Annotated in this window: 14 protein-coding genes; all 14 read left to right on the top strand. The window is 38.1% G+C overall.

All coding sequences use genetic code 11. The features are described 5' to 3' along the window. Positions 1–3 precede the first annotated feature (3 nt). The 14 genes from K5R64_RS12360 (at position 4) to K5R64_RS12295 (ending at position 22,406) form a co-directional block, all read left to right on the top strand. Positions 4–1,524, top strand: a complete 1,521-nt coding sequence (locus tag K5R64_RS12360) for a sialate O-acetylesterase (RefSeq protein WP_220763833.1) — start codon at positions 4–6, stop codon at positions 1,522–1,524. Between the two features lie 24 nt (positions 1,525–1,548). Further along, the gene (locus tag K5R64_RS12355; protein WP_220763831.1) at positions 1,549–3,006 is read left to right on the top strand and encodes a sulfatase; all 1,458 of its coding nucleotides are present in this window, start codon (positions 1,549–1,551) and stop codon (positions 3,004–3,006) included. A 5-nt stretch (positions 3,007–3,011) separates the two neighbouring features. After that, positions 3,012–4,499: a sulfatase-like hydrolase/transferase gene (locus K5R64_RS12350; protein WP_220763829.1), complete on the top strand. Its 1,488-nt coding sequence runs from the start codon at positions 3,012–3,014 to the stop codon at positions 4,497–4,499. Positions 4,500–4,593: 94 nt separating this feature from the next. Continuing rightward, positions 4,594–6,132: an arylsulfatase gene (locus K5R64_RS12345; protein ID WP_220763827.1), complete on the top strand. Its 1,539-nt coding sequence runs from the start codon at positions 4,594–4,596 to the stop codon at positions 6,130–6,132. 26 nt (positions 6,133–6,158) lie between these two features. Beyond that, positions 6,159–8,540, top strand: a complete 2,382-nt coding sequence (locus K5R64_RS12340) for a PDZ domain-containing protein (RefSeq protein WP_220763825.1) — start codon at positions 6,159–6,161, stop codon at positions 8,538–8,540. Between the two features lie 7 nt (positions 8,541–8,547). Next, complete coding sequence (locus K5R64_RS12335; protein ID WP_220763823.1) at positions 8,548–9,537, top strand: family 43 glycosylhydrolase; 990 nt, start codon at positions 8,548–8,550, stop codon at positions 9,535–9,537. A 51-nt stretch (positions 9,538–9,588) separates the two neighbouring features. Then, on the top strand, positions 9,589–10,878 hold the full coding sequence (locus tag K5R64_RS12330) for a DUF6786 family protein (RefSeq protein ID WP_220763821.1): 1,290 nt from the start codon (positions 9,589–9,591) through the stop codon (positions 10,876–10,878). A 52-nt stretch (positions 10,879–10,930) separates the two neighbouring features. Next, the gene (locus tag K5R64_RS12325; RefSeq protein ID WP_220763819.1) at positions 10,931–13,111 is read left to right on the top strand and encodes an alpha-galactosidase; all 2,181 of its coding nucleotides are present in this window, start codon (positions 10,931–10,933) and stop codon (positions 13,109–13,111) included. Positions 13,112–13,126: 15 nt separating this feature from the next. Then, on the top strand, positions 13,127–14,674 hold the full coding sequence (locus tag K5R64_RS12320) for an arylsulfatase (protein WP_220763817.1): 1,548 nt from the start codon (positions 13,127–13,129) through the stop codon (positions 14,672–14,674). A 56-nt stretch (positions 14,675–14,730) separates the two neighbouring features. After that, positions 14,731–16,224: a sulfatase gene (locus K5R64_RS12315; protein WP_220763815.1), complete on the top strand. Its 1,494-nt coding sequence runs from the start codon at positions 14,731–14,733 to the stop codon at positions 16,222–16,224. 429 nt (positions 16,225–16,653) lie between these two features. Next, positions 16,654–17,031, top strand: coding sequence for a c-type cytochrome (locus K5R64_RS12310; protein WP_220763813.1), 378 nt, complete (start codon positions 16,654–16,656; stop codon positions 17,029–17,031). A gap of 17 nt (positions 17,032–17,048) precedes the next feature. Then, on the top strand, positions 17,049–19,403 hold the full coding sequence (locus K5R64_RS12305; protein ID WP_220763812.1) for a TonB-dependent receptor: 2,355 nt from the start codon (positions 17,049–17,051) through the stop codon (positions 19,401–19,403). Positions 19,404–19,414: 11 nt separating this feature from the next. Beyond that, the gene (locus K5R64_RS12300) at positions 19,415–20,170 is read left to right on the top strand and encodes a ThuA domain-containing protein (protein WP_255580372.1); all 756 of its coding nucleotides are present in this window, start codon (positions 19,415–19,417) and stop codon (positions 20,168–20,170) included. A 10-nt stretch (positions 20,171–20,180) separates the two neighbouring features. After that, positions 20,181–22,406 carry a c-type cytochrome gene (locus tag K5R64_RS12295; protein ID WP_220763810.1) on the top strand — a complete coding sequence of 742 codons (2,226 nt, stop codon included), beginning with the start codon at positions 20,181–20,183 and terminating at the stop codon, positions 22,404–22,406. Positions 22,407–22,470 lie beyond the last annotated feature (64 nt).

Raw genomic sequence — 22,470 nt, 5'->3', positions numbered from 1 at the left:
AGCATGAAAAAAAAGCATCCTTTTTTTATCCTACTATTTATTTTTCTGACTCTAACAGTCAACGCTCAAGCCTTAAAAGTGGCAACCATATTTAGCGACCACATGGTGTTGCAAAGAGAAAAAACAGTTCCTGTTTGGGGAACCAGTAAACCATTGGACGAAATTACAGTCCAATTTGCAGGACAAACCCAAAAGACAAAGACCACAGCGGAAGGAAAATGGATGGTAAAATTAGCTCCTCTAAAAACCTCATTCGATGGACAGGATATGGTTATTTCTGGACAAAATAAGGTGGTTGTCAAAGATATTTTGGTTGGTGAAGTCTGGATTTGTTCTGGGCAATCCAATATGCAAATGGGGGTGTCATCTTCCGTGGAAGTTCGTGGTTTGGTGCCTTTAGCCCAAAATATTCGAAGTTTTCAGGTTGCCGAAAAAGTAAGTTTGGTAGAACAAGAGCAAATCGAGGGACAATGGAAAACAACAAATCCGCCTAGTGCTGTAGCTTTTTCGTTTGCTTATTTCCTTAGAAATTTGGGGCAAGTTCCAGTAGGAATCATCCAAACCTCTTGGGGAAGTTCGTCTATCGAAGCTTGGATGCCCAGGTCGATGACTCAGGAGTTGCCCCATTTTAATACCATTATGAATGAGTTTGATGCTGATGCAGCGAGAGTGGCACAAATTGAAAAGGTTATGGCTAAATCGAATTGGACCAATGATGAAAATATCTATTTGAGACGCCAACCCAATATTTTGTACAATGCAATGATGCATCCTTTGATTCCGTTTGCTTGTAGAGGAGTAGTTTGGTACCAAGGCGAACGAAATACCCGTTCTATATCTGGAATGCCGGAAGTCGATAAGGAAAATTGGTTTCACCGTGTTTGCGGAATGAAGGAATATGGTACGGTATTACAAAAATGGATGTTGAATTACCGCAAGCAATGGCAGGATGATCAATTGCATTTTATGGTAGTAATGTTGCCGGGTTACGGAAAAGGAACGGAAAAAAAGATGAACATTGACCCCGAAAGTCCAACCGAAGAGTCTTGGAGTTGGATGCGGGAATCGCAATTAGATGCGCTTAGTTTACCCCATGTTTCGGTGGTAAATACGATTGATTTAGGTGATGAAAAAAACATTCATCCAACTGATAAATTACCTATCGGACAAAGAGCAGCTCTTTTGGCAGCAGCAAATACCCTACAGCTAAAGAAAACAGCTATAGGACCTACTTTGAAAAAAGTAGTGGAGGAGAAAGGAAAATTGGTAGTGCATTTTAATCAAGCGGAGGGGTTGAAAACCACCAATGGCAAAGCTCCTTCTGGATTTTGGGTTGCCAATGATGAAAAAAAATGGGTAAAAGCAGATACTAAAATTCAAGGAGAAACGGTGGTTTTGAGTGCAGCTGAGGTTCAAAATCCTAAATATGTTCGTTATGCTTTTGCAGGCAAACCAACAGTGAATTTAGTAAACAATAGCGAGTTACCGGCTTATCCGTTTCGTACGGATAATTGGGAAGAATAGTAAGAATTTAATAAAGAATAGAAAATGAAGTCTTTTATAAAATCGTATTACAGTCAAGTCCTATATTTAAGAATAGGAATGATTTTTTTGTTACTAAATTTAGGAAGTGTCCCAACAATACAAGCACAAGACAAACCCAACATCATCATTCTTTTTGCCGATGATTTAGGCTATGGCGATTTGAGTTGTTACGGAGCACAAGATGTTAAAACGCCCAATATCGATGCACTGGCAAATGAAGGTTTGCGATTTACCGATTTTCAGGTGGCTTCTTCGGTTTGTAGTCCTTCAAGAGCAGCAATTTTGACTGGGCGCTATCCCATGCGAAACGGATTTCCTGTAGCACAAGGAGAAATTGAGAAGCATAAGGATTACGGCTTGCATCCTGATGAGATTACCATTGCCGATTTACTTTTACAACGAGGCTATGCTACCTTGGCTATTGGAAAATGGCATTTAGGTTTTAATAAGGGCGCACAACCCATTGACCACGGCTTTCAACATTTTTATGGTTTGAAATCCAATTGGCATACCAGTCATCCCGATTTAGACGATGTGTATAGCGATAATAAAGTAGTAAAAGAAAATGTCGCTTTTGAAACCTTGATTGGGGATTATACGGGCAAAGCTATTGACTATATAAAAGAAAATAAAGAGAATCCTTTTTTTCTGTATCTAGCCTATCATTCGGTACATTCTCCGATACAACCTAGTAAGGAATTTATTGGAACTTCTAAAGGGAGTTTGTATGGCGATTATGTGCAAGAATTGGATCACTACGTAGGCCAATTAACAAAAGCACTTACGCAGCATAATTTGGATAAAAATACCATTGTTATTTTTCTATCCGATAACGGTCCAGCTCTTTGTCATTTTGGAGGTTCGGCAGGGCCATTGAACGGTGGAAAATACACTACGATGGAAGGCGGTTTTCGTATCCCTGCTATCATCAAATGGGATAACCATTTTGCCAAGGGAGTGAACGATACTTTTTTATCTTCAATGGATTTACTACCAACCTTAGCTTCGCTAACGGGTGCTAAATTGCCAAAAGATAGAGTGATTGATGGGAAAGATATTACCTCTATTTTAAAAACAGGAAAAGGAACTTCGCCGCATCAAGTGGTCTATTATTACAATGGAACCAATCTTCAGGCGGTTAGAAAAGGAAAGTGGAAATTGCATTTACCACGAACATCAGAAGACCAACCTTTTTGGTCTAAAGGGGAAAATGAAAAACCTTTTAATGGGACAAACCTAAAAAATATTTCATGCAGAGGATTGATCGTATTAAAGCGCCCGTTATTGTTTAATTTGGATAAAGACATGGGTGAGTTAACAGACATATCAAAAGAAAATCCGGAAGTGGTTAAGGACTTACTCCAAGAAGCCGAAAAAGCCAGAAAAGAATTGGGGGATGTTAATACCATTGGAACTGACCAAAGAGTACCTCCCTTTAAAAACATTCAAGAGAAAATTTGATGGTTATGATCTTAAAGAAAATCGATATTATAAAATTTGCATGGGCATTAGTGTTTTTCTTGCTTCTACATGTTAGTAGTAATGCTCAAAATACTAAACAACCTAATATTGTTGTGATTATGGCAGACGATTTGGGTTATGCTGATGTAGGTTACAACGGTTGTAAAGACATTCCAACCCCAAATATTGATAAGTTGGCTAAAAGTGGAGCTATACTTACTTCTGGCTATGTTTCAGGGCCTATGTGCGGTCCGTCGCGTGCTGGATTCATTACAGGTAGAATGCAGTCTTCCTTTGGTTGGTATGGCAATCCGGGTACTCCTTTAGATACTAAACAGGGACTTCCCGAAAACGTAAAAACCGTTGCACACTATATGCAGCAGCAAGGTTATGTAACAGGTGGTGTTGGAAAATGGCACATGGGAACCGCTCCTCATCAACACCCTAACAACATGGGATATGATGATTGGTACGGTTTTCTAAGTGGTGGTCACTTGTATTACCCTATGGATCATCCTTCTTATGATGGAAAATATACTAGCACACCAAAGCCATGGATTATGAGGGAAATGCATCATACATTACCAATTATCCATAACAATGAGCCTGTAGCATGGGATCAATATTTGACACATGAATTGACAGATCAAGGCGTCCAATTCATTGAAAAAAACAAGGAAAAGCCGTTTTTCTTATTCATGTCGTACAATGCACCTCATGAGTATTTGGAAGCCCCCGAAGAAACCGTAGCTAAATTTCCAGCCAATAAAATGACGCCAATTCCAGGAGTAAAACCTGAAAACCGTTCTGTTTATGCGGCCATGACTTACGAATTTGATAAAGGTGTAGGGAAATTGATGGAAACCTTAGACCGATTGAATCTTGCAGAAAACACCATCATCTGGTTTTTAAGTGATAATGGTGGTATGAAGCGTACCAGCGATAACAGACCTTTAAGAGGTGCAAAGTGGGATAGTTATGAAGGAGGGTTACGCGTGCCTTTTGTAGTAAATTGGAAAGGAAAAATAAAACCGGGTGGTATTTTAAACGCCCCAATTACTACATTGGATATTGGGGCGACTTCTGTAGCATTGGCTGGAGGAGATGTTTCAAAATCTGAATTAGATGGAAAAAATATAACCCAATATATAACAGGTGAAACAAATAAAGAGCCTCATGATGAATTGTTTTGGCGAATAGGAAGAAATTATAAAGAGAATAGCGGCGTACTTCGTGTTGGTGATTATAAATTGATTATTAATAACGATAAACTAGAGTTGTTTAACTTAAAAGAAGATCTTTCTGAAACTACAGATTTATCTGAAAAACATCCTACAATAGCTCAAAAAATGCTAACAAGGTGGAAAACATTGAATCAATCGAGTCAACCACCCCTATGGCAACCTCTTAGTGATAAAGAGGAATTGTCAGATGAATACCAATACAAAGATTACGAATGGTTGAAGGGAAGCCCACATTACAGAGTCAAGTAGAAATTCAAAATAGATTAAATTATAAGATATGACTATGAAAAACAATCTTTTTTTTACACTAAAACTAAGTGTCTTTTTAACGTTATTGTGCTCTATGGGTACATTAGACATTCAAGCGCAAACCAAACCCAATGTCGTTTATATTTTAGTAGATGATTTAGGCTATGGCGATATTGGTTGTTATGGTGCGACCAAAGTCAAAACACCCAATATCGATAAATTAGCAACTGAAGGAAAAATTTTTACTGACGCCCATTCGGCTTCGGCGGTTTGTACCCCTTCTCGTTATGCGACCATTACGGGGCAATATCCTTTTCGCGGAGACAATGGAAAAGGCATTTGGGGACCTGCACCTCCTACTTCAGAATTGTTGATTCAACCGAACCAATTAACCATTGCCGATGTGTTTAAAAACAGTGGTTATGCTACAGCTGCTTTAGGAAAATGGCATTTAGGTTTTGGTGTGGGGGAAAATCTTTTTAACAAACCGTTGCGCCCTGGTCCCAATGATTTAGGTTTTGACTACTACTATGGAGTGCCAGTGGTAAACAGTGCCCCACCTTATGTATATGTTGAGAATGACCGTGTAGTAGGAAGTGATCCAAAAGATCCTTTGGTGTATGTAGGAAAAGGCAAAGACAAAGAGGTGACTCCCATTACGCCTATTCCAGAGGAAGCTTCTCAACGAACACCTAATATGTTCAAAGGCGCTGTGGCTGCGCATAAATTGTACAATGATTATACGGTAGGAACGGTATTAGCTGGAAAAGCAGTAGATTGGATTACAGAAAAGACCACCAAAAAATCAAAGAATGACAAACTGAATCCCTTCTTTTTATACTTTGCTACAACCCATATTCACCATCCTTTTACACCAGGAAGCAATTTTCAAGGAAAAAGTGATGCAGAATTGTATGGTGATTTTATTCAGGAGTTGGATTGGATGGTGGGTCAAGTTATGACTACCTTAGAAAAACAAGGAGTTGCTGAAAATACCTTAGTGATTTTTACCAGCGATAATGGCGCGATGCTGAACTTAGGAGGGCGTAATGCCATCAAAGCTGGTCACAAAATCAATGGCGATTTGTTAGGATTTAAATTTGGCGTTTGGGAGGGCGGTCATCGTGTACCGTTTATCGCCAAATGGCCGGGTAAAATAAAAGCAGGAACCGTATCCAATCAATTGATTTGTAATGTAGATATGTTGGCTACTTTTATGGCGCTTACAGGACAAAACACCAAAAGTTTAGAAAATTCGGATAGTGTGAATGTGTTGCCCGCTTTGTTAGGAGATCCTAAAACACCTGTTCGTAACGAATTGGTTTTGGCAGCGCATAAATCCTCTCATTTGTCAGTTCGAAAAGGAAAATGGATGTACATTCCAGCACAAGGAAGTGGAGGTTTTACTGGTTCACAACCGAATCATCATGCTTGGGGTGGAGCACCAGCCACAGCTTTTGTAGGAAGTGTAAACAGTGACATAGAAAACGGAAAAATCAAAGCCGATGCGCCACCAGCACAGTTATACAATTTAGAAGATGATAAATACCAAACGATCAATGTTTACAAAAAATATCCTGAAATTGTAAAAGAGATGCAAGCCACTTTAGATAGTTATAGAACTAAAAAATAAATAGTTAACTGTAGAAAATTATTGGAATGAGTAAATATTTAAAATTTGTTATTTGTTATTTGTTTGTATGTCAGCTCAGTGAAGTTAAGGCACAGGAAATTTTTGTGAGTCCTAACGGTTCTGATAAGCAAACGGGGGACAAAGAACATCCCTTGGCAACTTTTAAAGCTGCTCAAACAAAGGCAAGAGCCTATGCGGCTAAAAAAGCAGTTACCGTTTACTTTGCAGATGGTATTTATTACCTTCCAGAAACCGTTGTGTTTACGGCAGATGATTCAGGCTCTGAAAAATACCCTATTGTGTATAAGGCTCAAAACGAAGGAGCGGCCGTTTTAAGTGGAGGTACTGAATTGAATTTGAAATGGGATTTATATCGTGATGGTATTTTTAAAGCCAAAACCCCCAAAGGTTTGGTGATTGACCAAGTTTTTATCAATGGTAAAAACCAACGAATGGCGCGCTATCCAAATTATGATGCTAGCAAAACAGCAGAACCCTATCAAGGTTATGCAGCAGATGCCTTTTCAAACGAACGCGTCTCTCATTGGGAAAACCCAGAAGGAGGCTATATTCATGCGATGCACCCTTCGAGATGGGGTGGGTATCATTATCGTATTACGGGAAAAGAAGGAGGCGAATTGCAATATGAAGGAGGCTGGCAAAATAATCGCCAAATGGGAATGCATAAGGAATACCGAATGGTAGAAAATATTTTTGAAGAATTAGATGCCGAAGGAGAATGGTATCATAATGCCAAAACCAATACACTTTATTACAAACCTAAATCGGGATTGGATGTAAATAAAGCCAAAGTTGAAGTGGTGCGTTTACGTCATTTGATTGAATTTAACGGCACTGAAAAAAATCCTGTAAAAAACATTAGTTTGCAAGGTTTTGTAGTCCGTCATGCCTCTCGTACGTTTATGGATACCAAAGAACCACTTTTGCGTTCCGATTGGGCTATGTATCGAGGTGGGGCTTTCTTTTTAACAGGTACAGAAAACATTAAAATTTTAGATACGGAGTTTGATCAAGTAGGAGGAAACGCCATTTTTGTAAATAATTATAACCGTAATACCTTAATCAAAGGATGTCATATTCATGATACAGGAGCCAGTGGTGTCTGTTTTGTGGGAGACCCCAATGCGGTACGAAATCCCTTGTTTGAATATCAGCAGACCAATGATTTGTCAAAAATCGATCGTACGCCAGGCCCTAAAACAAATAATTACCCTGCAGATGCTGTTGTTGAGGATTGTTTGATTCATGGTATTGGGCGCGTAGAGCGTCAGCCAGCAGGGGTGCAAATTTCGATGTCACAATCCATAACCGTTCGTGATGTTTCCATTTACGATTGTGCCCGAGCCGGAATAAATATTAGCGAAGGGACTTGGGGAGGACATATCATTGAAAGATGTGATGTTTTTGATACTGTTTTAGAAACCCACGATCATGGTTCTTTTAATTCTTGGGGTAGGGATCGTTTTTGGCACAAAGACCGTCAAATTTCTCAGGAATTTATTGATAAAGACCCTAATTTACCTTTCTTAGATGTGGTAAAAAAGAATATTATCCGTAACAGTCGCTGGCGTTGTGACCATGGATGGGATATTGACTTAGATGATGGTTCTAGCAATTACGATATTTATAACAATTTGATGTTGAATCATGGCTTGAAATTACGGGAAGGTTTCCGTCGTCATGCGTGGAATAACATCACGGTAAACAATGGTTTTCATCCTCATGTTTGGTACAATGGAAGCAAAGACCAAGTCTATAGTAACATATTCATGACTGCACACAAACCTGCGCGTATGAAAGAACCTTATACGACGGAAACCAGTGTCGATCGCAATTTTTTTGCAGCCGATAAAGCTCAGGTGATGAAAGTTTCTAATACCTTAGGTTGGGATCAAAATTCTGCCTTTGGTGACCCTATGTTTGTTAATCCTGAAAAAGGGGATTTTCGGGTTAAAGAAAACTCACCGGCTTTGAAAATAGGCTTCAAAAATTTCCCAATGGATCAATTTGGTGTAAAAAAGCCTTCTTTAAAAGCGATTGCTCGCACACCAGAAATACCTGTTTTAAAAGCTTTTGGAACAAAAACTGAAACGGAAGCCAGCCCAAAGGTTAAATGGCAAGGAGCTACTTTTAGTAATTTATCAGGCGAAGAATTTTCAGCCTTTGGAGTGAGTAAAAATGAAGGGGGTGTTGTGCTTTCAGATCTTCTAAATACGAGTCCTTTAGCAAAAGCTGGACTTTTAGAAGGGGATTTGATTCAGGCTGTAAACGGCATTCAAACGGCTGATGTTAATCAATTTACACAAGTTACGGCAAATGCCAAAGGAAAACTGAATTTAAAAGTAGTACGTAACCAGCAAGTACTCCATATGAATATAAAAATATAAACATACTATGCTTAAAAAGAGAAAAACATCAAATTACAGTTTAAGAATAGTATTTTTAATTTTCCTTCTTGTAGTTTTTAAAACTGAGGCTCAAAAAAATGAAAAAGTTACAATTACCTATTCAGCAGTTACAGGCATTGGAGAAGAAAAAGGGGTAATGCGCAGAGACCCTAGTGATGTTATTAAAGTAAACGATTTGTATTATGTGTGGTATTCCAAAGGACCTTTAAAAACGGGTTATGATGCCACGGTTTGGTATGCCACCTCTCCTGATGGACACGAATGGACGGAGCGAGGGATGGCATTGGCTAAAGGCAAACAAGGCTCTTGGGAAGCAGGAAGTGTTTTTACACCCAACATCATGTTGGCAGAAGGAAAATATTGGCTTTTTTATACGGGAACTTCTAAAAATCATGGAAAAGGATTTTATGGAGATTCAAAAATTGGATTAGCGGTTTCTGATTCCCCTAATGGACCTTGGGAGCGCCTTCCAACAAATCCTATACTTACGAATAGTACTAATCCAGAGGATTTTGATAGTCATCTGATTGATGATGCCTGTCTTATTGCGAGAAACAATCAATATTGGTTGTATTATAAAGGAAGAAAAGTAGGGGAAAGTCCGCATCAAACCAAAATGGGGGTAGCCATTGCTGAAAAACCAGAAGGCCCTTATGTAAAATACAAAGGAAATCCGGTTATTCAAGGAAATCATGCTGTATTGGCTTGGCCACAAGCTAAAGGCGTAGCTGCGATGATTGGAGTTACCGGGCCACCAGAATTAGTACGTTCGGTTTTGTATTCAGAAGATGGATACCATTTTAAAAAGACCCATGATGTTGAAAATGGCCCAGATGCAGGGGGTGCTTACAGAGCAAATAATTTTTTAGATGATGGAAAAGCTGAACGAATTAAATGGGGACTTGAAATAGAAAGTACAAAAACTTCTTTGCCGTTTTTACATCGTTACGATGTAAATTGGCCAAAAAAGGAATAAATTATAAAAGTAAAATAACAAGAAAAAAAACAACTATTAACACTATTAAAAATGCCAAAACAAACATTTACCACCCCAAAACTAGGAATTCTAATGCTATCCTTAGGATTGATGATTTCCTGTAATGATAAAAAGAAATCGGAACAAGAGAATACTGTTTCCGACACAGAGCAACATCAAACGGAAAATACCGCAGGCACTTACGGTGATGATGTGAATTTCATGAAAAAACACATCGAATTAATCGAACTTACCGATGATTCCAATCAATCTAAAGTAGCTGTTGCAGCTAGCTTGCAAGCTAGGGTAATGACCAGTAGCGCCCATGGTGACCAAGGAAGAAGCTATGGTTGGATTAACAAAGAATTATTTGAATCCAAAGAAACCCAAGAACACATTAATGTTTACGGTGGAGAAGAGCGTTTTTGGTTAGGACCAGAAGGTGGTCAATTTTCTATTTTCTTTAAAAAAGGGTCACGCTTTATTTTGGAAGATTGGTACACCCCAAAATTGATTGATTTAGAGCCTTTTGATGTAAAATCAGTTTCAAAAAATAAAGCGGTTTTTACCAAAAAAGCCTCTTTGGTTAATTATTCTGGTTTTCAATTTGACATGGGTATTGAGCGTGAAGTAGCGGTACTTTCGAAACAAGAAATCCAAAAAGAATTAGGCTTAGGTACAATTGCGGACGAAATTAAAACGGTGGCTTACCAAACGACCAATACGATTACCAATGTTGGAAAAACCAATTGGGAAAAAGAAACAGGCTTATTGTCTATTTGGTTGTTGGGTATGTTCAATCATTCTCCTACTACAACCATTGTACTTCCATATGTTCAAGGTAGTGAAGCAGAATTAGGAGCGGTTGTCAATGACGCTTATTTTGGAAAAGTACCAGCTGACCGTTTGAAAGTAGCGGATAAAGTAGTTTATTTCAAAGGAGATGGCGAATACCGCAGTAAAATAGGATTGTCACCAGCAAGAGCAAAAAATCTCGTGGGTTCTTATGATTCTAAAAAAGGAATTTTAACGCTAATTAAATACAAAAAACCAGCTAACGTTACCGATTATGTAAACTCGATGTGGGAAATTCAGAAAAATCCTTTTGGTGGCGATGTGGTCAATGCCTACAACGATGGCGCGCCTAAAGAAGGAGAAAAACCATTAGGACCTTTTTACGAATTGGAATCGTCATCACCTGCCTTGGCTTTAAAACCAGGTCAAAGCGGCACTCACGTTCAATTAACCTGCCATATCGAAGGCAACGAAGCGAGTTTAAATCCGATTGTTCAAAAATTATTTGGAGTGAGTATTGATGAAATCAAAAAGGCTTTTAATTAAAGTCATAAAAAAATCCTCAAATAATCTTAGTTGATAGACTAAACCAGAAAAAATGATTCAATCCAAAGCTGTTTTTATATTTCTGATGGCCTGCTTTTTTGCAAATAACAAGCTATTGGCACAACTCATTCATATAAAAACGCACCACAATTCCTTGATTTTTCAGGTGGATTCGAATAAAAAACTCTACCAAACACACTATGGGAAGTATTTAAAACAAACCCAAGGTCTTGAAAAAATGACTGTGGTGTTTAACGAAGCTTACCCTAGTTTTGGTAACGGAGCATCTGATGAGGTGGCTTTGCTGGCAACCCATGCTGATGGCACTATGGCAACGGATTTATTCTATGTTTCGCACGAGCAAAATAACCAAGGAAACTTACAATCGACCGTCATTCATTTGAAAGACGAGAAAAAAGATTTTTATGTGGATTTGCATTTTAATGCCTATACAGAAGAAGATGTCATAGAGCAATGGACCACGATTTCGCACCGAGAAAGCAAAGAGGTCGTTTTGTCGCAGTATGCTTCTTCAGCCATTGGATTTTTGGCTACCAACTATTATTTGTCCCATTTTTACGGAAGTCATTCGAAAGAAATGATGTTTGCCGAAGAGCGCTTAACCAATGGTGTTAAAACCATCGAAACCAAGCGTGGCGTGCGAACTACGGAATACGAGAATCCTTCGTTTATGCTTTCGCTCAACAGTAAAGCTCAGGAAAATGATGGAGAAGTGATAGCAGGAGCCTTGGCTTGGACGGGCAATTTCAAATTTGCCTTCCAATTAGATGACAAAAACCGTTGCCAGTTGATTTCAGGAATTAACCCATTTGCTTCAGCTTATCACTTGAAAGCCAAAGAAAAATTAGAAACCCCAAGAATGGTTTTGACATATAGCAGCGAAGGGAAAAACAAGGCATCGATCAATTTACACCGATGGATTAAAAAATACAATTTGAGAGCGGGTGACCAAGAGCGTTCGATTGTGCTGAATAGTTGGGAAGGTGCTTATTTTTCTTTTGATGCAACCCGATTAAAGGCGATGATGGATGGTGCTGCCGAGATGGGCGTGGAGACTTTTGTGTTGGATGACGGCTGGTTTGGGAATAAATACCCTCGCAATAATGCCCAAGCAGGTTTGGGTGACTGGCAGGTGAATCAGAAAAAATTACCCGCAGGAATTGAAGATTTGATTCAATATGCGGAGTCGAAGGGGATGCGTTTTGGTATTTGGGTAGAACCCGAAATGGTAAACCCTAAGAGTGAATTGGCCGAAAAACATCCCGAATGGATTATCCAACGCAAAAATGACAGAACCGCATTGTTAGAACGCAATCAGTTGTTATTGGATTTATCCAATCCTAAGGTACAGGAATTTGTGTTTACTGTAGTCGATGAGCTGTTAACGGCGCATCCTCGAATAGCCTATGTCAAATGGGATGCTAACCGTCATTTGCAGAATTTTGGTTCTACGTATTTGGAACAAGATAAGCAATCCCATCTTTTTGTGGATTATAATAAAGGACTCGAAAAAGTGCTGGAACGATTGGTTAAAAAATACCCTTCAACTATTTTCCAAGCCTGTGCTTCGGGGGGAGGCCGTGTTGATTTGGCTTCGATGCGCTATACACACGAGTTTTGGGCCAGCGACAACACCGACCCGTATGAGCGTTTGTTTACGCAATGGGGAACCAATCATTTTTACCCACCCATAGCAACAGCGGCACATGTAACCAAATCACCCAATCACCAAACAGGAAGACAAACCTCGTTGAAATTCCGTTTTGATGTGGCTATAGGTGGTCGTTTGGGAATGGAATTGCGCCCTGATGATTTGGACGAAAAAGAGCAGAAATTTGCCAAAGAAGCCATTGCGACCTACAAAAACATTCGTCCGATTATTCAGTTTGGAGATTTGTACCGTTTGTTATCGCCTTATGATGAAAATGGTTTTATAGCGCTGAATTATGTTTCAGAAAATAAAAAAGAAGCTATTTTGATGACTTACAGTTTGAATCACCATCGCCGTTACGAACGTTGTTTTGTGAAAATGGCGGGATTGAATCCTGATGCGGTTTATGAAATTAAAGAAATCAATAAAGAAGGAAATAAATCGGTGATTAGTTTTGACAAGCAATTGCTTTCAGGTGAAATATTGATGAATCGAGGGATATGGGTTGATTTAAGAAAACCACTCCAAAGTGCCGTTTTTCAATTAACAGAAACAAAATAATTAATAGAATACGAAATGAAAAATTGGATTAAAATATTGATGTTTAGTATGCTTTGTTTGGGAGCAACAGTTTCTTTTTCTCAACAAAAAAAGCCTAATATTATTTTTATTATGACAGACGATCAAGGGTATCCAGTTGTGGGTGCGCATGGACATCCTTGGATTAATACCCCAAATCTGGATAAAATGCATGCCCAGTCTGTTCGTTTTGACCGTTTTATGATGGGATCTACCTGTGCGCCAAGTCGTGCTGGAATTATGACAGGGGTTCATTCTATCAAAAACGGTGTAACCCATACCATATACGAAAGAGAACGGCTGAATTTGAAAGCAACGACCCTATCAGAAGTATTGAAACCTTCAGGTTATACATCTGGTTATTTTGGGAAATGGCATCTGGGAGATGAAGCAGCCTACCAACCCGAAAATAGAGGATTTGATGAAACCTTTATTCATGGTGCTGGAGGTATTGGACAAGCGTATCCAGGCTCTTGTGCGGATGTTCCTGAGAACACTTATTTCAACCCCGTTTTTAAACATAATGGTACGTTTGTTAAAACCCAAGGGTATTGTACTGATATTCTATTCAAGTCCACGCTGGGTTGGATTCAATCTGTGAAGGATTCAGGGAAACCTTTTTTTGCTTATTTGTCAACCAATGCGCCCCACAGTCCATTTGTATCGCCACCTGAATATCAGAAACATTTTGAAGATTTGGGTTTTGATAGTAAAGTTGCTGGTTTTTACGGAATGGTAGAACATATTGATGACTGTATGGGACAGTTGTTTGAACAGTTAGAGCAATGGGGGCTGATGGAAAATACCATCATTATTTTTACTTCTGATAACGGTATGACCACTGCTGGTTGTGGATTAAAAGGGAATGCGGGTCGTCCTCAGGTGCAACTTGGAACAGATAAAAATGGAAAACCGATGATGTCATACAATGCAGGTATGAAAGGTTTAAAAAGCACGGTAGATGAAGGCGGTGTTCGAGTTCCGTTTTTTGTACGCTGGGATGGGGTAATAAAAGAAGGAAAAACCGTGAAAACGGTAGCCAGCTATCTGGATATTTTACCAACACTCGCTGATTTTGCTGGTGCAAAGTTGCCCAATACGCAGGCGTTTGAAGGCCGAAGTTTAAAACCTTTGATGTTGGATAAAAACCCAAAATGGGAAGATCGTTACCTTTTTCAGCATCTAACACGCTGGAAACATAAGGCCAATCCTGATGATTTTAAATGGGGCGAATATTCCGTACGCAATCAACGCTTTAGATTAGTTAAAGGAGTACTTTATGATATGGAAAATGACCCAGAGCAGCATATTGATGTAACGGCAAAACATCCTGAACTTGTTGATTCGATGAAGAAGGCATATGAAAAATTCTGGGATGAAGCTCGTCCGTTGATGATTAACGAGGAAGTACCTCTGGCTGAGGAAAAACCTTTTCATGTTGATTATAAGGCTCAGATGCTCAGTAAAGGTATTCCTGATTGGAAAGCACCCAATATCAAATGGAAAGAATCCTATACAGGAGGACCAACTGGTCTTAATAAATAAGATTCTTATAAATTAATGATAATAAAACCTTAGAGGAACTAAGAAAATAAATGGAGATGAGCAACATTAAAAAAGTAATACGTGTATGTTTTTGCTGTTGGTTTATTAGTACTTGTGCTCAACAAAAAAAGCCCAACATCATTTTTATAATGGCTGACGATTTGGGTTGGCAGGATGTCGGTTTTATGGGAAGCCAATGGTTTGAAACGCCCAATTTAGACAAGCTGGCGGCCGAAAGCCTCGTGTTTACCAATGCCTATATGTATCCTACCTGTTCGCCTTCGAGAGCGGCTTTGATGACGGGGCAACAGTCCTTTAGAACAGGAATTTATACGGTGCCCGTTTTGGAAAAAGGCGATAGTCAACACAATATATTTTCACGCTGGACGGTAACTTCAGAGCATACCATGTACGCAGCTCCTTTAAAAGAGGCGGGATATAAGTCAACACATATTGGGAAATGGCATTTGGTAGGGCCTTTTCCAGAAGAAGAAGTCAATTATCCCTATAAAAAACCTTTGAAACAACCGGCTAACGGAAATTTGGATTGGCTAGAAAATCATTTGACTCCCGAAATTCAGAAATACTATCCTATAGCCAAAGGATTTGATGAGAATGTGGGAGGAACTTGGTGGGGCGATCCTTCGAGAGGGTATAAGGAAGGTTACAATTCGGAAAGTGGTGGTTACAAAGCCCCTTTCAAAAATCCGTTTATCAAGGACAAAGAAAATGACGAATGGCTAACCGACCGATTAACCGATGAGGCGATTGATTTTATAAAACGAAATAAAAGCGAGGCATTTTTTGTCAACCTGCATTTATACACGCCACACCGTCCTACCGTACCCAGAAATAAGGAATGGCTCGAAAAATTCAAAAAGAAAGCACCGGATGCTATCACTGGGCAAGGAACAAAAAATCTGGAAGAAATTGCAGGTTATGCCACGATGGTGGCTTCGATTGACGAAAATGTGAAGCGTATTTTTGATTATTTGGATCAAGAAGGATTGCGAGAAAATACCATCGTCATTTTTACCTCAGACAACGGATTTAACGGTTTGCAAAGCAATACCAACAGACTTCGTGGCGAGAAAGGTTCGATTTATGAAGGCGGTATTCGAGTGCCTGCTTTTGTCAATTGGAAAGGGAATATTACAGCTGGAAAATCGGATGCGCCTATTTGTGGGATGGATTACTTTCCTACTTTTTTAGAGTTGGCTCAAATCAAAAATTACAAAGGAATATTGGATGGGAACAGTTTGGTTCCTTTGTTTAAAAACAAGAAAACTAAAGAACAGGCTCTTTTTTGGCATGTTGCTAGTACGTACAAAGATCCGCCTTGTTCAGTGATTCGAAAAGGAAATTACAAACTAATCCAGTTTTTAAATGATGGCAAAATTGAATTGTACAATCTGGCAACTGACCTGAAAGAATCGCACAATTTAGTTAATAAAAACCCGAAAGTGGTGGCATCCTTACTCCAAGAACTGGTTCAGTGGCGAAAAAAGAATAAAGTACCCTTGCCACCAGAATCGAAATTGTCTTTTTAAAATTAAAATCAATCATGCTACGTTTGGGAATAGCAATGAAAATTTTAAAAGATGTATTGAGTTTCTTTTGGAAAGAAACGATAATAAGAATTTGAGTGTTTTATTCATAGATTTTAAATTAAAAGTAGCCTATGTAAATGGGACTCTTAAAGAGATTGCTTAAAAGAATAAGAATAAAAATGACGTTTTCTTTTTGATGGTATAGTAGGAGTATCAACCAAGGGAAAAGCCATACTATTGGTTAAAATTGATGCCAGTAGCACTATTTTAAGTTAAAAAGGGTGATATGTGGTAGTGTTTGAATCATTAGAACAAATGAAAACTAAATATTTTTGATATTTTTGGTTTATGCATTTTATAACATTAAACTATTAGACAAATAAAAAGTCTTATAACCTTAAAACAAAACCTTAAACTTGAATTAAAATTATGAAAAAAATCTTAGTTTCATTAGTAGTTGTTTGCATTTACCTAAATATGCCATCCACTAAAATGAATGCACAAACCGCTCCTAAAAAAAACACTGTAGCAGCTAAAGCGACACCAAAAGAAATAGAAGAGGGTAAAATGTTAATCACCAAATCAGATTGTTTGGCTTGTCATAAAGTAGATGCAAAACTAGTGGGCCCTAATTATAAAGAAGTAGCTAAAAAATATGTGGCTTCTGAAGCCAATTACAATTTATTAAGTCAAAAAATTATCAAAGGAGGTTCAGGATCTTGGGGGCCAGTTCCGATGTCGGCTCATTCAACATTGAAACCTGAAGATGCTAAAAAAATGGTTAAATATATTTTATCACTTAATTAAAAATTGAATTAGTTAAGATGAAAAAAAAAGTACTAGCATTACTAATGCTAACCTACAGTATATTAACAATTGCACAAAATAACATCACATTTAAAGGAAAGCTTTTGAACCCCGAACAACAAGGGGTTTCAAAAGCTTTTATCCAAATTTTAAATACCAATTTAAGTACCTTATCTAATAACGATGGGGATTTTAGTTTTGAAAATGCGCCATCTGGTGTGTTTGTGGTTAAAATTACTGCATCAGGTTATGCTACCATTTCTCAAAATATAAACCTATCAGCAACTTCTGGTTCAAAAGTTGTTTTCCAACTTAAAAAAGAAGGGAATGAATTAGATGAGGTGATTATTACCGCTCAAAAAAGGGAAGAAAACCAGCAAAAAACGCCTTTGAGTATTTCGACCTTATCAGACAAGCAAATAAAAAAATATAAAATTTGGGACACTAAAGATATCACAGCTATTGTCCCGAATTTATATGCTTCAAACCCAGGAGACAACCGAAACATCACTTCAATCCGAGGGATTACGAGTACCTCTTATGATCCAGCTGTCGCGACTTATATTGATGGTGTAAATCAATTTGGTTTGGATACTTACATCTCGCAATTGCAGGATGTAGAGCGTATCGAAGTATTGCGTGGCCCTCAGGGTACATTGTACGGACGAAATGCCATGGGGGGAGTAATTAATATCATTACCAAACAACCCAATAATTTCACCAGCGGTTTTGCCGAAATTGGTTTGGGTAACTACAATCAACAACGCTTGAGTGCGGGAGTGAAATTTCCATTAGTTAAGGACAAACTCTTTTTTGGTGCCTCTGGATTAGTATCAAAAAGAGACGGTTATTATACCAATACCTTCAATGATTCTAATTTTGATAAGCAAGAAAGCTATATGGGGAATTACTATCTAAAGTTTTTGCCCAATGCTAAATTAGCCATTACTTTAAATGCGAAACATATTAGTAATACTAACGATGGAGCCTTTCCTTTGGCCTCAAGCAGTAGTGCAGCATTAGAAAATCCGTTTCAATTGAACCAAAACAGTATCGCAACAATGCTTGACAAAACTTTCAATACAAGTTTGTCCGTAAATTATAATGCGAACCATTTTGATTTGGTTTCACAAACTGCTTATCAGTCTAATTACCGCTATTACAAAAGCCCCATCGATGGCGATTTTTCTCCGTTAGATGGTTATGCTATTGTAAACAATTATGGTAGAGATTGGAATAATGTAAAGGTTCTAAGCCAAGAAATTCGATTGAGTTCTAAAGCAAATTCCACTTCAAAGTTGAAATGGTTAGCAGGAACGTATTTGTTTCATCAGGACAATCCTGTCAAGCAAGGAACTCACATTGGTGACGATGGTAATTTGTTAGGAGCGCCTGAAAGCAATGTTACCTATATTAATACTAATGTTGGAAAAGGGAGCGGATTGGCTTTCTTTGGACAAGGAACTTATGCAATTACTGAGAAATTGGATATGATTTTTGGATTGCGCTATGATTTAGAAAATCGAAAATTAAAAGCCCAAGGCGAACGCCAACCAGATGGAGATGAGGTAGGAACTATTTTTCCAGAAACAGCAGCTTCGGCTACTTTTGATGCTTTTAGTCCAAAAGCGGGGTTGAATTATAAATTAAATCCAAATGCAACCTTATTCGCTACTTACAATAGAGGATTCAGAACAGGCGGCATTAGCCAGCTATCTGGTGATCCAAGAGAAGCCTTGTTGACCTATGAACCAGAAATGAGTTCTAACTTTGAAATAGGGTCGAAAAACAGATTTTTAAATAATCGTTTGCAACTTAACCTAGCGGCTTTTTATACCCTTGTCAATAACGCTCAAGTGCCTACTTTGCTTTTGCCTGATGCCATCACGGTGACTCAAAACGTAGGGGAATTGCATAGCAAAGGAATAGAATTTCAAACAGAATTTATTCCATTTAGAAATCTTGAATTCTCTTATAATTTTGGATTAACTGATGCCAAATACAGCGAATTGAATTTACCAGATGACGGAAGTACACAAACATTTAAGGATAATAAGCAATTATTTACGCCAAATGTTACGTCGATGTTGGCAACGCAATACAATCAGGATTTGACAGCGAATTCCAAAACTTTTGCTAGAATCGAATGGCGTTATTTGGGCCAACAATATTATGATTTAGCGAACCAAGTGGGACAAGGTTCTTTCCATACGCTGAATCTTAGAGCGGGATTCACTTATAAAAAAATTGAATTAACGCTTTGGGCTGAAAACATTACGAATAAAGAATATGTAGATTATGCCTATAGTTTTGGAGCAGCGCATTTAGGCACGCCCCGAACCTATGGTGTGCTATTAACCACCACTTTTTAAAACCAAAAAAAATGAAATTTAATATCAAATTCGGGCAAATTAAACCTTCTTATTGGCTTGTTATGGCGCTCTTTTTTGTGATGCCAATGGCCTTTGCAAAGAAGTCGGACAAAATTTTAATCTTTAGCAAAACAGCTAAATACCATCATCAATCAATTGCTGCGGGTATTCAGGCTATTATCAAATTAGCTGAAGAAAATGGTTTTGTTGCCGATACTACAACCAACAGTAAAAAATTCACCACCGAAAATTTAAAGCACTATAGCGCGGTTATTTTTTTGAGTACAACTGGCGATGTGCTTAATAACGAACAGCAACAAGTTTTTGAAAACTATATCAAAGCAGGCGGTGGTTTTGTGGGCGTTCATGCCGCTACCGATTGCGAATACGATTGGGCTTGGTACGGAAACTTAGTAGGGGCCTATTTTAGCAACCATCCCAAACAGCAAGAGGCGGTTTTAAAAGTTACCAATAAAAAACACCTTTCGACCAAGCACCTGCCTGAAGAATGGAAAAGAAAAGACGAATGGTACAATTATAAATGGATGGCACCTGATTTGAATGTGCTTATTACCATTGATGAAACTTCGTATGATGCTGGAAAAGGAAAAATGGGAGCGAATCACCCGATGGCATGGTACCATGATTTTGATGGTGGAAGAGCGTTTTATACAGCTTTAGGACATACAGATGAATCCTTTAAAGAAGAGGCATTTTTAAAGCATTTATTAGGTGGAATTAAATACGCAATGGGTAAAAAAAAATAAGATGAAAATCATGAAAAAAAGAATTAAGTATATTTTAGGTTTTAGCGTAATACTGACTTTGATAGTTACTTGTAAAACGTACATACCCACTTTTGAACGAGATGCAACGGGGAAAATAAAAGTGATTCCAAATCCATCTCCATTGCCTGTTTCTCCAGAAGAAAGCATGAAATTAATGGCTATGCAAAAGGGTTACCGTTTAGAATTAGTTGCTAGCGAACCTATGGTAAGTGAACCTGTAGCCATTGTTTGGGACGGTAATGGTAGAATGTATGTTGCCGAAATGAATACCTATATGCAAGATGTTGATGGTTCTGGGCAAAAAATGAATACATGTAAAATAAAATTATTAGAAGATACCAATGCCGACGGAAAAATGGATAAGGCTACGGTTTATTTAGATAGTTTGGTTTTGCCTCGAATGATATTGTGTTTAGACGATCGCTTGTTAGTAAATGAAACGTTTACGAATAACATCTACAGTTATAGAGATACTAATAATGATGGACATGCAGATGAAAAAGTAATTGTATACGAAAACAATGATGGTGATACCAAAAATCTTGAACATCAAAAAAGTGGTTTGATGTGGAATCTGGATAACCGAATTTATGTAACCGTTAATAAAGTAAGATATACATTCGAAAACGGAAAATTGATTCCTGAACAATTACATGGAAATCCACAAGGACAATGGGGACTAGGTATTGACGATTATGGACGTTTGTACCAATCTTCGGCAGGTGGAGAAAATCCTGCTTTTGGATTCCAACACAGTAATTTTTATGGAAATCTAGAATTCAAAGACCAATTGGTTGGAGATTTCAAGCAACCTTGGCCAATTATTGCTGCTGACGACGTGCAAGGTGGAGCTAAAAGGTTAAGACCTGATGGGACTTTGAATCATTTTACAGCTTCTACAGGGCAAACTATTTACAGAGGTGATGCATTGCCTGCAGAGTTGAAAAACAACTACTTTATTTGCGAACCTGTAGGACGCTTGATAAGAAGAGGTGTGGTAAAAAATACAGAAGGAAAATTAACCATGGAAAATGCCTATAATCAACAAGAATTTATAGCTTCTGCCGATATGAATTTTAGACCTGTTAACATGGCTACTGGTCCTGATGGTTGTTTGTATATTGTCGATATGTACCGTGGAATCATTCAAGAAAGTAACTGGACTAGAGAAGGTAGTTATCTAAGACCTAAAATTTTAAATAAAGGATTAGAGAAAAATGTAGGTCGTGGTCGTATCTATCGCGTGGTGTATGACAAAATAAAGCCTTCAAAAGTGAAGCCTGATATGTTAGATGCAAGTAGTGCCAAATTGGTGGGTTATTTAAATCATCCTAATGGTTGGTGGAGAGAAAATGCTCAAAAATTATTGGTTTTGCGCAATGATAAATCTGTAGTTCCACAATTGGAAAAAATGCTAAAAACTTCAACAAACCATTTAGCTCGAATTCATGCTTTATGGACGTTAAGCGGAATGCATTCTTTGTCAAAAGAATTATTAGTGGCTACTTTTAAAGATGCTGATCCTCAGGTGCGAAAAACAGCTGTTTGGGCCAGTGAAAATTTCATGAATGCTAAAACGAATGATTATATCATACAAAATTTAGATGCTCTTAAAACTGATTCTAGTGCTGATGTGCGATTGCAATTGGCTTTGTCATTGCGTTTTAATGAGAACCCAAAAGCGCAAGGGATTATCCAATTTATGTTGCAAAAATATCCTACGAATGAGGTGATGGTTGCTTCTGTTAAAGCCTATAAAGATGCGATTGAGGCAGAGAAAAAACGTATAGAAGCTGAAAAATTGATGAATTTGCAAGAGCAAAAACTCATTAGTGAAGGTGCCAATATATACAATACGTTGTGTGCAGCCTGTCATGGAAATGATGGGAAAGGTATTTTGTTAGGCGAAAGCGAATTATTAGCTCCTATGTTAGCCAAAAACAAAACGGTAAGCGAAAAAAATCCTAAAAACGTTATCAAAATATTGTTGCATGGTTTGACTGGGCCAATTGATGGTAAAAGTTATACGGCGAATTTAATGCCATCATTGATTGAAAATGATGATACTTATATCGCTTCGGTATTGAGTTATGTGAGAAATAACTTTGGTAACAAAGCCAAAATTATCACCCCTGAAGAGGTAGCAAAAATAAGAAAAGCTACTGCTAGCAGAACCCAACCTTACACTAAGGAAGAGTTAGCAAAAGAAAACTAACCCATATAAGTAACAATCGGCAGGAAAGCATTTTCTTGTCGATTGTTTTATTTACAACCATTTA

Source organism: Flavobacterium sp. UMI-01, assembly GCF_019656315.1.
Taxonomy (GTDB): Bacteria; Bacteroidota; Bacteroidia; order Flavobacteriales; family Flavobacteriaceae; genus Flavobacterium.
This window is presented reverse-complemented; position numbering and strand designations above follow the sequence as displayed.

Bases quoted from the DNA above. Each gene is read 5' to 3' on its own strand.
- K5R64_RS12305 (WP_220763812.1), top strand. From the start codon at position 17,049: ATGAAAAAAAAAGTACTAGCATTACTAATGCTAACCTACAGTATATTA.
- K5R64_RS12320 (WP_220763817.1), top strand. From the start codon at position 13,127: ATGAAAAATTGGATTAAAATATTGATGTTTAGTATGCTTTGTTTGGGA.
- K5R64_RS12330 (WP_220763821.1), top strand. From the start codon at position 9,589: ATGCCAAAACAAACATTTACCACCCCAAAACTAGGAATTCTAATGCTA.
- K5R64_RS12300 (WP_255580372.1), top strand. From the start codon at position 19,415: ATGAAATTTAATATCAAATTCGGGCAAATTAAACCTTCTTATTGGCTT.
- K5R64_RS12310 (WP_220763813.1), top strand. From the start codon at position 16,654: ATGAAAAAAATCTTAGTTTCATTAGTAGTTGTTTGCATTTACCTAAAT.
- K5R64_RS12345 (WP_220763827.1), top strand. From the start codon at position 4,594: ATGGGTACATTAGACATTCAAGCGCAAACCAAACCCAATGTCGTTTAT.
- K5R64_RS12335 (WP_220763823.1), top strand. From the start codon at position 8,548: ATGCTTAAAAAGAGAAAAACATCAAATTACAGTTTAAGAATAGTATTT.
- K5R64_RS12355 (WP_220763831.1), top strand. From the start codon at position 1,549: ATGAAGTCTTTTATAAAATCGTATTACAGTCAAGTCCTATATTTAAGA.
- K5R64_RS12315 (WP_220763815.1), top strand. From the start codon at position 14,731: ATGAGCAACATTAAAAAAGTAATACGTGTATGTTTTTGCTGTTGGTTT.
- K5R64_RS12295 (WP_220763810.1), top strand. From the start codon at position 20,181: ATGAAAAAAAGAATTAAGTATATTTTAGGTTTTAGCGTAATACTGACT.
- K5R64_RS12325 (WP_220763819.1), top strand. From the start codon at position 10,931: ATGATTCAATCCAAAGCTGTTTTTATATTTCTGATGGCCTGCTTTTTT.
- K5R64_RS12340 (WP_220763825.1), top strand. From the start codon at position 6,159: ATGAGTAAATATTTAAAATTTGTTATTTGTTATTTGTTTGTATGTCAG.
- K5R64_RS12360 (WP_220763833.1), top strand. From the start codon at position 4: ATGAAAAAAAAGCATCCTTTTTTTATCCTACTATTTATTTTTCTGACT.
- K5R64_RS12350 (WP_220763829.1), top strand. From the start codon at position 3,012: ATGATCTTAAAGAAAATCGATATTATAAAATTTGCATGGGCATTAGTG.